A 13339-nucleotide genomic window follows, 5' to 3' on the forward strand; every position below is an offset into this window, starting at 1 on the left:
AGAACAAAAGAGGTATAAACATGACACTACAAGAAGAACTATTACAGGAAGCACACCGCAATCAGTATACGACGTTGTGGGATGAAGTTAAATCAGACCTCGAGAAGGCAGCATGTAACTGGGAGTCTTTGACGTATCACCGAAATACAGCAGAAGATCGCTTAGCTAATTTTGTTCTTGCTAATAAGGGAGACTTTTACGACGAAGGAATTACAGTAACGCTAAGTGGTGTGAATAACGACACGGTTGTACTTAGTTGGGCGTAGCAAGGGTAACGATATGACGATAAGACTAGAAGATATTCAGGATCCAATCGAAGGTGTCGATATTTGGACACAGAGGCAAGTTGCAAAAAAATTAGGAAAGTCTCCAGACACATTTCGAAGGTGGAGAAGTACGAAGATGGCTGAAAGGTTCAATCGTGTTGTCCAAGAAGTTGAACCGAATAAATTCTATGGACCATCTGTCGTTAGGTACTTGCAGGGTGCTGGAATATAAATGAAAGGAATGAAAAATGGCAGGAACAGTTATATCAGTAGTTATATTTATAGTGTTGGCGATTGGATCATATCACGTTGTTATGCATATAGCAGAGCCTGTAGTGAACTTTTGTTTAGGATTGGGACGAATGGTCGTCTATCCCGTTGTGTGGGCTTGTAATGGGCGCGAAGTGGCTGAAAGCATTCGAAAGGACCACGAACCATGGGAAATCGACTCAAAGAATTAAGGGAGTCCCAGAATTTAACAGCCGGATATGTATCAACCGAGCTAGGAATGAACCGAAACATGGTTGCAGCGTATGAACGAGGTGAGCGAACGCCATCATTGAAGACGTTGGTCAAGCTAGCACAGTTCTACAACACGACCACGGATTACATTCTAGGGTTGACTGATAACAAATGGACACAAAAAAAGCGCTAACGGGTGCAACCGATAACGCTTAGGAGTTAAGAAATTTAGACAGTTTCTAACTCCTCAACTATAGCACACGGAAATGAGGATATACAAATGGAAGCTAATCAAAAAGAAACAACATTGGTTCAAGAACTTGTTGAAAATCAGGGCAAAATTGCAACGTTTGGTGTTGTTGCGGGGGTTGTGCTGGCAGGCATGAACGTCACTAGCAATGAAGAGCTTAATAAACGACATGATGAATTTAACAATAAGTTCACCACAGTGCTAGACAACCTAGACAAATCATCAGAAAAAGAGGCGTCAGATAATTTGATTATGATTGGACATGCTGGACTGCACGTATTTGATTTCATCGATTATATTAATGTGTCTATCGAGGGTGATCATGCCTGAATATGTACCAGATAAACAAATCGACCCGCCTAATGATGAATCAACTGAATTAACTGAAGATGAATATTACGCACAATACGTGGAGGTATAACAATGAACGAACCAATTTTGATTACAGATATGGGTGAAAAGATTACGCCAGATTTGCTAGAAAATATCGACAAAATGAACGATGAACAGTTGGTAGAATTAACCCGCTATAGCAAGTTGGCTACTAATTTGTTGTCTAAACCTGAAAAGGAATTGAAGAAGCGGTTGGATGCTAGGGGTGAAGTAGCTGGCATGAAGTACAAAGATGAGACGCGTGGAATTATTCCTGAAAATGATGCAAATAAAAAAGCTTTCATGAATAAATATGGGTTGGATGCCTTTCAAATTAAGACACCAAAACAGCTTAAAGATAAGTTTGGGTCTGATATCCAATCTGATTTAGATAAAGTTGTTGTTTATAAACACATCAAGAAAGTTGACTGGAGGTAATCATGAAAGAATTAATGTTAATTCAATCGGAGCTAAAAGCGCCAAAAGGTCAGTTTAACAAGTTTGGAAATTATAAATATCGTAACTGTGAAGATATTTTAGAAGCACTAAAACCTATCCTGAAATTGCATAAATGTTCCATGATCATCACGGATGATGTAGTTGTCATTGGTGAACGATATTATATCAAAGCAACGGTTACCTTGACGAATGAAAACAACGAATCAGTTAGTGCAAATGGTTATGCTCGAGAAGCTGCCAATAAAAAAGGGATGGACGAATCGCAAATCACAGGTAGTACGTCGTCCTATGCACGTAAATATGCTTTGAATGGGTTATTTGCCATTGATGATACGAAAGATGCAGACAGTATGGACAACCGGCAGAATAATGTGCATCAACAAAATAACCACCCACAAAATAAACAGACACAACAGACAGAATTTTCAAAATTCACAAAAACAGTTGTGCAGTTAACGGGTGGCAATGCTGAAAATGTCACGGAGTTGTACCAAGAAATTAGTCAGATGTTCCAAGTTAAGATTGCAAAAACGGATGACTTTAAACAACAAGCACCAGAATTCCAAAAACAAATCAATCAATATATTAGTCAAAAGTTAGGAGCTTAATCATGAGCATGAATGTATTTAGTGCAACAGGACGTTTAACGCAAGATGTCGACTTAAGATATACCACGAGTGGGACCGCGACAGGAACTTTTACTTTAGCGGTGAATCGAAATTTTAAAACGAAAGAAGGCAGCTATGAAGCTGATTTCATTCGGTGTGTCATTTGGCGTAAGTCAGCTGAAAATTTAGCTAACTTAACCCATAAGGGTTCGCAAATTGGTATCACAGGACGTGTTCAAACGCGCAATTATGAAAATCAACAAGGACAACGAGTGTACGTAACAGAAGTCATAGTTGATGAATTTTACTTGTTAGATAGTCGTTCAGAGCCCGCAAACAGTTCACAGGCACAAGGTCCAAATAACCAAGGTAATTATGCGGATAATGTTCAAAATCAATCACAGGCACCATTTATGGGTGGCCGGGAAGTTGATATTACCGATGATGATTTACCTTTCTAAGCTAACGGCATGGAATTTGACGGTAAATTAAACGCCGTTAATGGGCATGAAGTGGTGTTATCAGTAACTGATGAACGGATCATTGAAAGTTTGAAACAGTTTGATCTAACTGTTGAACAACCAGAGATGGTAGTAAAGCTAATTGATGAACGGCAACTTAGTCCACAACAACGGCGTAAAACTTATGCCCTATTAAAAGATATAGCTGATTGGCTAGGCTATGATGTTGATGATTTAAAACAGACGATGAAAGGGTTATTTTATGTTGCATTTGGTATCGAACCGTTTAGTTTAGCAAACACAGATATGACAACTGCGAGAATGTTTATTTCGTTTCTGATTGAATTCGCGCTAGACGAAGGTATACCAATGTCGCAATCGTTAAAAGATAGAACGGATGATTTGGAGGTGTACATGCTCCAAGCGATGCGTCATAGAAGTTGTGTTCTTTGCGGTAAACGTGCGGACATCCATCACATTGACGCTATTGGGATGGGGAACGACCGGACGACTACGGATCATCGTGGTCGTGAAATGATTGCTTTGTGTCGTGAGCATCATCAGTTAGCACATAGCATGGGCTGGCCTAGTTTTAGTCAGCTATTCCATGTTAAGGGAGCTGTACCAAGCTCTGAAATGATTAAAAAATTGGGCTTAATGACACAGAAACGAATGGACGAAATCGACGAATAGGAGGTTAGCATGGCAAAAATTACAAAGTATAAGAAGAATAAATTTACGACGCTATCCAACACAGTCATTGAAGATGAACGTTTGTCTTGGAAAGCTAGAGGAATTTTTCAATATCTCTATTCAAAGTCTGATGACTGGCAATTTTATACGGATGAAGTCGTAAAACACTCTCAAAAGGATAAGATGGCAGCCTTGCGAACTGGGTTAGGTGAATTGGAAACCCATGGCTACTTGAAGCGAATTCAAAAAAAGACGGATGCGGGTAAATTCGGTACGTATGATTGGGTGATTTCAGATGAACCAATATTAAATGAACCGGATAACGATTTTCCGCAGGCGGAAAAACCGGAGGCGGAAAAACCGCAGGCGGATAATCGCACACTACCAAATACTGATTTACCAAATACTGACTTAACCAATAGTAGTGGTAGTAGTAAGGGAAAAACAAATCAGAACGCAATGCAAAAAATCAGCGCCTATTATCAAGAGGCTGGCTTTGAAATGTTGAATGCCATTATGCAACAAGATATCCAATACACGCTTGAAGAAGTGACGGAATTAAATAATGGTGATGATCAAGTAAGCGCCGATTTTATGATTTACTGTCTGGAACAAGCAGCTCTCAATAATGTGCTGTCATGGAAGTATGCTAAAGCGATTATTAATCGTCATATTAAATTGCACCATACGACACGAGAACTGGCTATGAAAGCTGATGAAGACTTTAAAAACAAAGGTACTCAACGCAAAAGTATTAAGGAGCAACCCGTCAATGAAAATTGGAAGGCGGTTGAAGAGGCATCGCAGAAAACGGAAATATTTGATGGACCGTTCTAGAGGTATGTGAATGGATAAGAAAAAAGATTTTAAGAGTTCATTTGCTATGACCAACGTTGAACGTAGGGAAATGGCACTGAAGATTGCACAGCATTCCACTTTAAGTTTTGATGAAGCGTTCTCGCTTTTGAAGAACGGCCAAACCAGTGACGAAAGATTACAGCGCGATGAAGAATTTACGGCTAGTAAAAAGCAGTTGTTAGAAAAAAGAAAATTTTCTAGATTTTATAGCTGTTCACTATGGGCACAGGGTCGAAAAAAGAGTTTTACATTTGATGACTGGAAACCAGAGATGCAATCCGATAGCGAACGAGCAGCAGCAATTGGCAATAAAGCATTCAGGCTAGCTAAGGAGTTAGAACAGCAGGATTTTAATGTTTTGTTGACTGGCAGTGTTGGTGCAGGTAAGACCGCCTTGGCGTTAGCCATTAGTGATAAATTGAGAAACTTTAAAACCACGCTGTTCGTTTCGATGGTTGAGTGGAAAAATTTGCGTATGGGTGCTATTAAGTCCCCCGAAAAGCAACGAGAATTTTCAAGATTAGAGCAAATGATGAAAGATGCCGAAGTGCTTCTTTTAGATGATCTCGGTAAAGACAATAAGGATAGCAATGGACGGGCCACACAGGACACGAATAATATGCTATTTGGGCTTGGAGATGCTCGAATGGGTAAAACTACCATTATTACGACGAACGACTCACAGAGCGAATTAGCACGCAAATACGATGCAGCAGTGGTCAGCCGGCTGATTACTAAAAATCCGGACCATACAATTTCGACAAATGGACTACAAGACGTAAGAGAGGTTTAAGATGGTCAGCTACAGCGTGGTGAGTATGCGCCAAGGTGAGGTGTACTACACCAATCAATTGAGTGAGGTTGAGGCAGTACAAGAGAAATATCGAACGATGATGGCATTCAATCTGACGCCTAATGATGTGTGGATTGAGACTGAGTTGTTCTAAGAATAGTGAGGAGAGCTTCGGCGGGATTAAGTGGTGGGTATTAGGAGGACGAATATGATTGCGATTAAAGATGATGGTGGCGATTACATGAATAAGCTTAACTATCAAAGTGATACAAGAGTCAAAATTACATTATCCAATGGGGAAAAACTATTACCAATTCTGACGGCAACAGAATTAAACGATCTAATGTGCGCACTGGTTAATGCAAAATATTTTGAAGATAATTCATCAATCATTATGGATGTGATTGATGAAGAAGATAAGCCTTGTGGTAAGTCAGTGATTTTCGCAAAAGAAGTTACGCTAGTAACCTTTTCAGAAGTATAGGAGGAAAGAATGGATTTTTTAACTGGGCTAATTGTAGGTATTCTAATTGGCGCATTCATTGTAGGTATGCTGTGGGCGAATGATCGCTATCATAGATAGGAGTGACAAATGGAAGATAAGACGTTATTAAAATATGTGTACTTCGCTGTAGCTCTAGCTGTTGGTTTTGTATTAGTAACAGTGATTGTGGATGACAATAATGAAATTGATAATTTAAAACACCAAACATCAGTTCAACAAAGCACAATTGAACATCAGCGTCGTGAGTTAGATAGAGTTGAACAGACAAATGTGGCGTTAGTTGATCAAGCTAATTCTAAAAGTGGTGAATGAGTTGGATCAGACATTATATGGAATTTATGACAAGAACGGCGATACAGCATTTATTGGAACATCAAACGAATGCTACCAGTTCTTAGGTATGAAAACAGTTGATGTATTTCATTGTGCGGTATCGAGGCAAGCAGCGGGGACACAGTCACGAACAATACGTGGATATGAAATTGTTCGAATTGAGGGAGATTAAACATGGCAGGAGAACTGAATGCCCCTGATGAAGACATCGTGGCTAACGTAGAACGATTTTGTGAGATGATGCAAGCTGACGCTCACGGCGTGTACAAGGGGTCGACAAATTACATGAACACCAAACAACGACGACATGCGAGAGGAAAATATTAATCATGGATCAAGATAAGTTAGAAGTAGTACCACAAGCAGTGCTGGATGAGTTAAACGAATTATATGAAGATGAGTATTTTGGATTTTATCATTTCATGATTGATGTAATTGAAAGACCAATCAAGAGCGATTATCCAGCGACGAGAAAATGGGTAGAACGTAATCATTATACTGATGAGTTGTTTTTAAAAATCAACAAGCACATTGCTGGAGAACCACAATTCAAAGCAGAGAAACCAAAGAAGTGGATTGTACGGACGAAAGAAACTGATGATGATGGCGAATACTGGTGTCTAATTAAAAATCCATGGGGTTTCTATGACATGGCGGGAGTTGATTTCCAAGACGCTCATAAATTTGATACTAAAGATGAAGCAGAAGAATGGATTAATCCCCAACATGAAGCAGTGGAGGTGGAAGAATAATGGCGTTTTATGCTGATAGGTACACTCAATTTACTATCATTTGTGACAAGTGCTATGACCACGATGGTGCAAATTCTAATGATATGGATATGCCGCGAAATACAAATGAAGCACATAAATATTTTCGGGACCAGGGATGGAAAATAGGGAAAGGATTAGCAGTTTGTCCAAATTGTAAGGAAGAGGAGTAGGAATTGTAATCCCTTAATTGCTATTGAAAGTATATTCACTCACGGTATAATTAAGTTTAAACTAATTATTTAACGATGAGTAACAACTTAAACTTATAAAAGGTGACTGTGATGGATAGTAAAGCAAATTCAATGGCGTTCCAAAGGGCGAAAGATTTCTTTGAAAAGGAATACAAAGATAGGGGCATGGTGAAGTGGCAAGGGTTCTTCTTGTCGGATCATGTGGAAGATGCAGAAAAGTATGCAAAAGAACGTGAGAAGGTCGAGCAACAGGAACAAATGCCTAGTATGACGTTGGAAGAGATTTCAGAAGTGCTATTTGAAGCCTATCGCAAACTTGAAACAATTGAATACCAACTCAAAGGCATTGATGTACTAGGACACTATCCGCCTATCGAAAAAGGCAAAGTCAAAGGAAACGATGAGAATATTGCCGTCATTGGTAACAAAAGAGTAGACATGAGTCAGATTAATTGGTGCCAGATAATTTAGGAGAAAGGATAAAGCGATTGATGTTCGTACGAGGTGAACTGATGAAATCAAACCTAATAGAGATTGATGACGTATTTCGCAAGATAATTAATAAACGCGTCGATTATCGTAGAGCTTATGGAAATGAAAAGTATGATTACATGTCGTTGAACATGATCGCCATTGAAATAGGCGTATCAGATACACTATTGCGTAGAGTGTTAAACGGCGAAGCAAAACGATTACAGTTAGAAAAATACAACAAACTTCAGAAGTGGATGGAGGCAACCAAAGATTGATATGGAAGTGACAGTTTACTCAAAAAATAATTGTGGAAAGTGTTCATTCGTCAAGAACAACTTAAAGCAGTTTGGTGTTGATTTTAAGGAAATAAACGTTGATGAAGATGATAAAGAACGCGCAAAATTAAATGCGAAAGGCATTAGTTCAATGCCCTACGTAGAATATGAGGGTGGTAGTTTCACTGGCGTTGATATAATTGGACTAAAAGCAATTAAGGAGTTAGCAAATGATTTATAAGAAAACGAAGTTGGTCGATGAACAGCGACAAGAGCTAGTCCGTGTCATTAATAACATTGACGATTCTGTGTTCGCTTTAGATGATGTTGATAAGGCAGATGAATTACGTGAATACGCAGAAACACTTCTAAAAGGTTTTGATATGGCTGTTGCTGGATTTGTACCGGTAAAGAATGAAGAAATCCTGGACAAATAAAAAACGCCCAGCTTTCGCTAGACGCCTTTCGAATGAACATTGGTAATTCAATTATACCATGGAGGGCGAGGAAGTGGCGTTATTACCAGAAATTGATGAAGGAAAAACTATTGCGAATGTACGAGATTTCTTTGAACATGATTTTAAACGGTTGCAGAACATGGCGCACATTTCTTACGTCAGTATAAAATCGCCTATTATATCAGGAATGCCAACAGGGAGCTCTGTGAGTAATTCTAACGATGATAAGCTATCAAACTACTCTTATGCCAGAAAAACGCTAGATGACGTCGTGAGAGCTTGTGAGAGTATGCCTGAAATATACAGGGCTATTTTGGAATTGCGATATTTTAAGGACCTGAGTTGGCTAGAGGTTGAGGATTGTCTAGAGTATTCGACCAGAAGAGGGCAACAATTAATCAATGACTCATTTTTACAATTCGCGGAAGCTTTTTCAGATATCTATGATTATCGAGTGTTTAAATAGTCAAAATCAAATTTAGGGGGTTTTTACAATTTAACTTATGGGTTTTAGATCTATAAATTAAAATAATTTCGCATGTATTGCCGATTTAGTGCGCACATAGTGCGTGTGTTCGGTGTTATTATAATATTATTGAATAATTAGGTAAAGCATTCAACGGGACCTCCTTTCGAATGGTCAGACACGTAGCTTAATGGTAAAGCCACATACTTCGGTATCTTTGCAGGTTCGATTCCTGCCGTGTCTATTTTTATTATCGGTATTGGTGTACACTACTTATAATTATTGTAAGGAAAGAGGTAGAATGATGCGCATCGATACTGATAAATATCCAGAGGGTGAAAATGCTGTGGATCCAAAGCGGGTTAAGCGTTTAAAGTTGTTAAGTAAGCTAGCGATGCTTACTTGTATCTCTATGTATGTTTCGTATATTCCACAAATCATGAGTAATTTTAATGGTGAGCCTGTTTCGGTTATTCAACCACTAGTGGCAACTATCAACGCTAGTCTATGGACCAGTTATGGGTGGCTTAAAACATATAAAGATTGGCCAATCATTATCTCAAACGTCCCCGGTATTTTCTTTGGATTGATCACTGTGGTTACTGTATACATACACTAGTTTTTTGGCTGACACTAGCAATGTTGGCCTTTTTGCTTCTATAGCTCAGTTGGTAGAGCAGAGGACTTTTAATCCTTGGGTCGTAGGTTCAAATCCTACTGGGAGCATTGACTATTTCCAAAATGGAAACAGTCGTTAAACTAGGTATAAATCGAACTAGTTTTGAGTTATCCACAGGCATATGTAAACAGGTCGAATTCGACCTGTTTACGATGCGTATTTAAAACAGATATGCAAGTTGGACCGAGTTAAGTCTGTCAGAAATGGCAGGCTTTTTATTTTTGAAAATTATGAGGGATATGATGAGAATCGTAAAAGGTGTTTTTATTACCCGAACGTTATTATTATTTTGTGCATTATTATTTTGTGCATTATTAGTATATGGTATTTGGATCCATAATGTCGTTGGAATTATGGTGTGCGTTGCTTCAATCTCATCTGTTTTTGGGTTACTATTAGAGTAATGCAATAATGTGAGGTGAGGTAATGACTCTAAGTGAAGAACAATTAAGGCAGTTTATAAGCACTCCTGAGGACGAATTTCACGATTTTAAGGAAATGTGGTATGGTCCTCAGGAAAATACGGAACTCATAAAAGATATTTTCAGTTTTGCAAACACAGCGCATCACAAAGATTGTTACTTAATAATTGGAGTTTCTGATGATGGAAAATGTGTGGGCGTTTCTGATGACCCTAATAGAAAAAATCAACAAATGATAATTGACATGATCCGAGGAACACCAATTGCTGGTGAGGTTATTCCTAAAATACGCATGGATACGTTCGCAATTGACGATAATGAAATTGATGTTATTACTATCCATGACATCGATAATTTACCAATTTTTCTGGATTCTGACTACCCCAAACACCCTAAGGGAAATAAGGTAATACATGCTGGACAGATATTTGTACGAAACTATGATGTAAATACTCCGATTAATGGGACGGCGTCATTCGATCAAACCGAAATGCTCTGGAGAAAAAGAATGGGCATGGATTTACCAATTAAAGCTCGTTACGGAAAGATACTAGATGATGTCACAAATTGGAAGTATTTTGAAAATAGGAATTGGGAAAACGGTTATATATATACATTGGATCCCGATTTTATCATTGAGCTGCGTGAAGACGATACCTCTAGAGACCAGGCAGCAGCATACAGTCTCAAACAATTTAGGACTAAAATGTCGTGGCGCTGGATCGATTTGAAGTATAGAGGTACTGTGATCGAGTCATTTTTAGGTGTATTTGTTGATGGAACGAGAGCTTTTTATGTAACTCCGAATATTGGTTTTGTTAAGGGATTGGGCAGCTATCCACATCAGTCATACTATAAATTTGTAAGAACCAGTCTTGAGTACAAGGTACAAGGTATGATTGAAAATGTACCGAACGCACTTGCTGGTAGCAGTGAACAGAAAGTTCCGTTTAATTCTTCGATTGTAGTCTACGACACGGTGCATGAACAAGATTATGTGGAACAGCATATTTTAGAGGAATTCCCAACAATGAATGGTGTGGTGGACGTTACCGATGAAGAAATAGGAAGAACAATTGGTGGCATGTTAATGGATTTCAATAAAGGAGATTTTGAAGTAGAAAAACCCCAAGTTGAGTACATGCTAAAGCAATTAAAAACGGCCGAATTTATAAACAATCATAAATTAAGCTTAACTCAGACAATCGAATGATGATTGTCTTTTTTTGTGGTCAAAATTAGGAGGTGACTAGATGTGACACAGTGGTACAGACGTGAAGAAGACAAGATTATTGGAAAGATTGACAACAAGCGCAAACAGACAACAAAGGAAATACATAAAAAGAAACATAAGCAGCGGAAATCAAAGCCAATAACTCAAGGAGCCAATTATTAAAGGAGGTGAGTGTATGTAATGGATATCAAAGAACAGGCTAAACAGGACTACTTAGCTGGTATGAAAGTGCAGGACATTGCAGAGAAGTTAGGCAAATCAGCATCAACCGTTCGTTCATGGAAGTCTCGTTATAAATGGGATGATGATTCTAGTGCTGATAATGCACCACCAAAAAGGGTTGCAACAAAACGCAACAAAAATGCAACGCAACGCGAAAACGTTGCAACGTCTCATGAGACAGAACGAGCAGTCAATGATTTAGCTGACAGTGATTTAACCGATAAGCAAAAAGCCTTTGTGGTCGAGTTTGTGAGACTTGCTAACGCAACGCAAGCGTACATAAATGCCTATGGTGTTGACTATGCTGTTGCTAGAGTGAATGGCTCAAGAATGCTAACAAATGCTAACATTCAATTAGCCATAACAGAATTACGGAAAGCCAAATTTAAAGAGCTGTCAATCGGCATGTTTGACCTGATTGAAGACCTGGCAAAGGAAGCTAGAGCTGATATCGGAGACTTTGTTGAATTTGGTCAGTACGATGAGTTAGTCATGGATGCCGATAAGAACGTCAAGCTTGATACAAATGATGAGCCAATCATTCAGCACAAATCGTGGGTGCAATTTAAAGACCAAGATAAGGTTGATACAAGTGTGATTAAGAGCATCAGCATGGGTAAGGATGGGCCGCATATTGAACTACACGATCGTGATAAAGCACGAAAGCAATTGATTGAATACTTCAAAACGGTTGGCGATACCAAAGATACTAAGGCAGTTATTGTTGACGATATTAGTAAGTTGGGAGATGTAGATGATGACTGATGAAGCATTTGTGTTATCTAAAAATATCAATCCTCATTTTTATAAAGTTTGGAATACACGTAAGAGTGAGATCATCCTAAAGGGTGGTCGAGGTTCGTTTAAATCGTCAGTCGTTGCATTTAAATTATGTACAATGATGTATCGACAAATTACTGCTGGTCATCGAGCCAATGTTGTGTGTGTTCGTGAGAACAAAACCAATTTACGTACATCGGTGTATAGACAAGTACGTGAGGCATTAGAAATGATGGGGCTGATAGATGAATTTAAATTTTTTGTAAGTCCTATGGAAATAGTGCACACACAGACAGACTCATCATTTGTTTTTTATGGTGCAGACGATCCCAATAAACTTAAATCTGATAAAACGCCAGATGTCATTGGATTGTGGTATGAAGAAGCGGCAAACATGAAATCTGCTGAGGTATTTGACCAAGCCAATCCAACGTTTATTCGTAATAAATCTCCATATGTTGATGAGGTTAAAATATTCTATTCTTATAACCCGCCAAAGAATCCATATGATTGGATAAACGAATGGGTTGAAAAGAAAAAGATGGAACCTGACTGCTTAGTAGACCATTCAACGTATCTGGACGATGATTTAGGATTCACGGTTCCGCAGCAGTTGCGAATGATTGAAACATACAAAGAGAATGACTATGACTATTATCGTTACTTGTATTTGGGTGAGGCTGTTGGTCTGGGTACAAGCGTTTATAACATGAACTTGTTCCAATCAGTGCAAAATGTTGGAGAGCTACCTGATGGTGATCACATTGTTATGCTGCGCTTTTCTGCCGACGTCGGTCACTCTGTATCAGCAACCACAGTGGGGTGCTATGGCATCACGTATAAGCGACGTTTGGTGTTACTGGATACTTATTATTACAGTCCAGACGGAAAGGTACACAAGCTCGCTCCAAGCGAATTAGCACCACAAATACATGATTTCGTTCAAGAGATGCAACATAAATACCCTTGGCCTACAGATATGTTAATTATGGATAGTGCTGAACAAGCATTGCGAAATGAATATAATCGACGCTACAACGTTGATTGGTGGAATGTACGAAAATTGAAAAAAGTGGACATGATAGACCGTGTTCAAAATGTGCTTGCCCAAGGTAAGCTTTTTTATTTGCCTACAGAAAATAATTTGAAGTATTTCATATCAGAACATCAAAAATACCAATGGGACGAAAAGACATTGCAATCAGATAAACCAGAAGTGGTTAAGGTTGATGACCACACTTGTGACCAACTACAATACTTGGTTCGAAGTAGTGAAGATGAGCTGGGCATTAACTGGTAAGGAGG

Annotated in this window: 23 protein-coding genes and 2 tRNA genes; all 25 read left to right on the top strand. The window is 38.7% G+C overall.

The window, feature by feature from the left end; all coding sequences use genetic code 11:
• Positions 1 to 20 precede the first annotated feature (20 nt).
• The 25 genes from D3P96_RS02780 (at position 21) to D3P96_RS02890 (ending at position 13334) form a co-directional block, all read left to right on the top strand.
• Positions 21 to 266, top strand: a complete 246-nt coding sequence (locus tag D3P96_RS02780; RefSeq protein ID WP_124942882.1) for a hypothetical protein — start codon at positions 21 to 23, stop codon at positions 264 to 266.
• 436 nt (positions 267 to 702) lie between these two features.
• Positions 703 to 921: a helix-turn-helix domain-containing protein gene (locus tag D3P96_RS02785; RefSeq protein ID WP_124942883.1), complete on the top strand. Its 219-nt coding sequence runs from the start codon at positions 703 to 705 to the stop codon at positions 919 to 921.
• A gap of 87 nt (positions 922 to 1008) precedes the next feature.
• On the top strand, positions 1009 to 1308 hold the full coding sequence (locus D3P96_RS02790) for a hypothetical protein (RefSeq protein ID WP_124942884.1): 300 nt from the start codon (positions 1009 to 1011) through the stop codon (positions 1306 to 1308).
• Positions 1309 to 1401: 93 nt separating this feature from the next.
• On the top strand, positions 1402 to 1788 hold the full coding sequence (locus D3P96_RS02795; protein WP_124942885.1) for a hypothetical protein: 387 nt from the start codon (positions 1402 to 1404) through the stop codon (positions 1786 to 1788).
• 2 nt (positions 1789 to 1790) lie between these two features.
• Positions 1791 to 2417: an ERF family protein gene (locus D3P96_RS02800; protein ID WP_124942886.1), complete on the top strand. Its 627-nt coding sequence runs from the start codon at positions 1791 to 1793 to the stop codon at positions 2415 to 2417.
• Between the two features lie 8 nt (positions 2418 to 2425).
• The gene (gene ssb / locus D3P96_RS02805; protein WP_124943042.1) at positions 2426 to 2878 is read left to right on the top strand and encodes a single-stranded DNA-binding protein; all 453 of its coding nucleotides are present in this window, start codon (positions 2426 to 2428) and stop codon (positions 2876 to 2878) included.
• 9 nt (positions 2879 to 2887) lie between these two features.
• The gene (locus D3P96_RS02810) at positions 2888 to 3571 is read left to right on the top strand and encodes a putative HNHc nuclease (RefSeq protein ID WP_124942887.1); all 684 of its coding nucleotides are present in this window, start codon (positions 2888 to 2890) and stop codon (positions 3569 to 3571) included.
• A 9-nt stretch (positions 3572 to 3580) separates the two neighbouring features.
• The gene (locus D3P96_RS02815) at positions 3581 to 4408 is read left to right on the top strand and encodes a hypothetical protein (RefSeq protein WP_124942888.1); all 828 of its coding nucleotides are present in this window, start codon (positions 3581 to 3583) and stop codon (positions 4406 to 4408) included.
• A gap of 10 nt (positions 4409 to 4418) precedes the next feature.
• The gene (locus D3P96_RS02820) at positions 4419 to 5222 is read left to right on the top strand and encodes an ATP-binding protein (protein WP_124942889.1); all 804 of its coding nucleotides are present in this window, start codon (positions 4419 to 4421) and stop codon (positions 5220 to 5222) included.
• Between the two features lies 1 nt (position 5223).
• Positions 5224 to 5376 carry a hypothetical protein gene (locus tag D3P96_RS08325; RefSeq protein WP_185696068.1) on the top strand — a complete coding sequence of 51 codons (153 nt, stop codon included), beginning with the start codon at positions 5224 to 5226 and terminating at the stop codon, positions 5374 to 5376.
• Positions 5377 to 5430: 54 nt separating this feature from the next.
• Positions 5431 to 5706: a hypothetical protein gene (locus tag D3P96_RS02825; RefSeq protein WP_124942890.1), complete on the top strand. Its 276-nt coding sequence runs from the start codon at positions 5431 to 5433 to the stop codon at positions 5704 to 5706.
• Between the two features lie 108 nt (positions 5707 to 5814).
• Positions 5815 to 6039, top strand: a complete 225-nt coding sequence (locus tag D3P96_RS02830; protein WP_124942891.1) for a hypothetical protein — start codon at positions 5815 to 5817, stop codon at positions 6037 to 6039.
• Positions 6040 to 6234: 195 nt separating this feature from the next.
• Entirely contained in the window at positions 6235 to 6387 is a 153-nt protein-coding gene (locus D3P96_RS08330) for a hypothetical protein (protein WP_185696069.1), read from the top strand.
• A gap of 2 nt (positions 6388 to 6389) precedes the next feature.
• Positions 6390 to 6812 carry a hypothetical protein gene (locus D3P96_RS02835; RefSeq protein ID WP_124942892.1) on the top strand — a complete coding sequence of 141 codons (423 nt, stop codon included), beginning with the start codon at positions 6390 to 6392 and terminating at the stop codon, positions 6810 to 6812.
• Positions 6813 to 7114: 302 nt separating this feature from the next.
• Entirely contained in the window at positions 7115 to 7495 is a 381-nt protein-coding gene (locus tag D3P96_RS02840) for a hypothetical protein (RefSeq protein ID WP_124942893.1), read from the top strand.
• Positions 7496 to 7536: 41 nt separating this feature from the next.
• Positions 7537 to 7773, top strand: a complete 237-nt coding sequence (locus tag D3P96_RS02845; RefSeq protein WP_124942894.1) for a hypothetical protein — start codon at positions 7537 to 7539, stop codon at positions 7771 to 7773.
• 1 nt (position 7774) lies between these two features.
• Positions 7775 to 8014 carry a glutaredoxin family protein gene (locus tag D3P96_RS02850; protein ID WP_124942895.1) on the top strand — a complete coding sequence of 80 codons (240 nt, stop codon included), beginning with the start codon at positions 7775 to 7777 and terminating at the stop codon, positions 8012 to 8014.
• Positions 8004 to 8210: a hypothetical protein gene (locus tag D3P96_RS02855; RefSeq protein WP_124942896.1), complete on the top strand. Its 207-nt coding sequence runs from the start codon at positions 8004 to 8006 to the stop codon at positions 8208 to 8210. The genes D3P96_RS02850 and D3P96_RS02855 overlap by 11 nt, the downstream gene beginning before the upstream one ends.
• Before the next feature lie 73 nt (positions 8211 to 8283).
• The gene (locus D3P96_RS02860; RefSeq protein WP_124942897.1) at positions 8284 to 8697 is read left to right on the top strand and encodes an ArpU family phage packaging/lysis transcriptional regulator; all 414 of its coding nucleotides are present in this window, start codon (positions 8284 to 8286) and stop codon (positions 8695 to 8697) included.
• Positions 8698 to 8873: 176 nt separating this feature from the next.
• A tRNA-OTHER gene (locus D3P96_RS02865) sits at positions 8874 to 8941 on the top strand.
• A gap of 60 nt (positions 8942 to 9001) precedes the next feature.
• The gene (locus tag D3P96_RS02870; RefSeq protein ID WP_124943043.1) at positions 9002 to 9316 is read left to right on the top strand and encodes a SemiSWEET family transporter; all 315 of its coding nucleotides are present in this window, start codon (positions 9002 to 9004) and stop codon (positions 9314 to 9316) included.
• Between the two features lie 34 nt (positions 9317 to 9350).
• A tRNA-Lys gene (locus tag D3P96_RS02875) sits at positions 9351 to 9423 on the top strand.
• Positions 9424 to 9802: 379 nt separating this feature from the next.
• On the top strand, positions 9803 to 11011 hold the full coding sequence (locus D3P96_RS02880; protein WP_124942898.1) for an AlbA family DNA-binding domain-containing protein: 1209 nt from the start codon (positions 9803 to 9805) through the stop codon (positions 11009 to 11011).
• Between the two features lie 201 nt (positions 11012 to 11212).
• Positions 11213 to 12019 carry a terminase small subunit gene (locus D3P96_RS02885; protein ID WP_124942899.1) on the top strand — a complete coding sequence of 269 codons (807 nt, stop codon included), beginning with the start codon at positions 11213 to 11215 and terminating at the stop codon, positions 12017 to 12019.
• Positions 12012 to 13334, top strand: a complete 1323-nt coding sequence (locus D3P96_RS02890; protein ID WP_432422543.1) for a PBSX family phage terminase large subunit — start codon at positions 12012 to 12014, stop codon at positions 13332 to 13334. Before D3P96_RS02885 ends, D3P96_RS02890 begins: the two co-directional genes overlap by 8 nt.
• Positions 13335 to 13339 lie beyond the last annotated feature (5 nt).

Origin of the sequence: Weissella viridescens, from assembly GCF_003862435.1 — a bacterium.
In the GTDB taxonomy this organism is placed as follows: Bacteria; Bacillota; Bacilli; order Lactobacillales; family Lactobacillaceae; genus Weissella; species Weissella viridescens_A.

What these genes read in the sequence shown, in the direction of transcription:
- D3P96_RS02780 (WP_124942882.1), top strand. Translation starts at nt 21, where the DNA reads ATGACACTACAAGAAGAACTATTACAGGAAGCACACCGCAATCAGTAT.
- D3P96_RS02785 (WP_124942883.1), top strand. Translation starts at nt 703, where the DNA reads ATGGGAAATCGACTCAAAGAATTAAGGGAGTCCCAGAATTTAACAGCC.
- D3P96_RS02790 (WP_124942884.1), top strand. Translation starts at nt 1,009, where the DNA reads ATGGAAGCTAATCAAAAAGAAACAACATTGGTTCAAGAACTTGTTGAA.
- D3P96_RS02795 (WP_124942885.1), top strand. Translation starts at nt 1,402, where the DNA reads ATGAACGAACCAATTTTGATTACAGATATGGGTGAAAAGATTACGCCA.
- D3P96_RS02800 (WP_124942886.1), top strand. Translation starts at nt 1,791, where the DNA reads ATGAAAGAATTAATGTTAATTCAATCGGAGCTAAAAGCGCCAAAAGGT.
- ssb (WP_124943042.1), top strand. Translation starts at nt 2,426, where the DNA reads ATGAATGTATTTAGTGCAACAGGACGTTTAACGCAAGATGTCGACTTA.
- D3P96_RS02810 (WP_124942887.1), top strand. Translation starts at nt 2,888, where the DNA reads ATGGAATTTGACGGTAAATTAAACGCCGTTAATGGGCATGAAGTGGTG.
- D3P96_RS02815 (WP_124942888.1), top strand. Translation starts at nt 3,581, where the DNA reads ATGGCAAAAATTACAAAGTATAAGAAGAATAAATTTACGACGCTATCC.
- D3P96_RS02820 (WP_124942889.1), top strand. Translation starts at nt 4,419, where the DNA reads ATGGATAAGAAAAAAGATTTTAAGAGTTCATTTGCTATGACCAACGTT.
- D3P96_RS08325 (WP_185696068.1), top strand. Translation starts at nt 5,224, where the DNA reads ATGGTCAGCTACAGCGTGGTGAGTATGCGCCAAGGTGAGGTGTACTAC.
- D3P96_RS02825 (WP_124942890.1), top strand. Translation starts at nt 5,431, where the DNA reads ATGATTGCGATTAAAGATGATGGTGGCGATTACATGAATAAGCTTAAC.
- D3P96_RS02830 (WP_124942891.1), top strand. Translation starts at nt 5,815, where the DNA reads ATGGAAGATAAGACGTTATTAAAATATGTGTACTTCGCTGTAGCTCTA.
- D3P96_RS08330 (WP_185696069.1), top strand. Translation starts at nt 6,235, where the DNA reads ATGGCAGGAGAACTGAATGCCCCTGATGAAGACATCGTGGCTAACGTA.
- D3P96_RS02835 (WP_124942892.1), top strand. Translation starts at nt 6,390, where the DNA reads ATGGATCAAGATAAGTTAGAAGTAGTACCACAAGCAGTGCTGGATGAG.
- D3P96_RS02840 (WP_124942893.1), top strand. Translation starts at nt 7,115, where the DNA reads ATGGATAGTAAAGCAAATTCAATGGCGTTCCAAAGGGCGAAAGATTTC.
- D3P96_RS02845 (WP_124942894.1), top strand. Translation starts at nt 7,537, where the DNA reads ATGAAATCAAACCTAATAGAGATTGATGACGTATTTCGCAAGATAATT.
- D3P96_RS02850 (WP_124942895.1), top strand. Translation starts at nt 7,775, where the DNA reads ATGGAAGTGACAGTTTACTCAAAAAATAATTGTGGAAAGTGTTCATTC.
- D3P96_RS02855 (WP_124942896.1), top strand. Translation starts at nt 8,004, where the DNA reads ATGATTTATAAGAAAACGAAGTTGGTCGATGAACAGCGACAAGAGCTA.
- D3P96_RS02870 (WP_124943043.1), top strand. Translation starts at nt 9,002, where the DNA reads ATGCGCATCGATACTGATAAATATCCAGAGGGTGAAAATGCTGTGGAT.
- D3P96_RS02880 (WP_124942898.1), top strand. Translation starts at nt 9,803, where the DNA reads ATGACTCTAAGTGAAGAACAATTAAGGCAGTTTATAAGCACTCCTGAG.
- D3P96_RS02885 (WP_124942899.1), top strand. Translation starts at nt 11,213, where the DNA reads ATGGATATCAAAGAACAGGCTAAACAGGACTACTTAGCTGGTATGAAA.
- D3P96_RS02890 (WP_432422543.1), top strand. Translation starts at nt 12,012, where the DNA reads ATGACTGATGAAGCATTTGTGTTATCTAAAAATATCAATCCTCATTTT.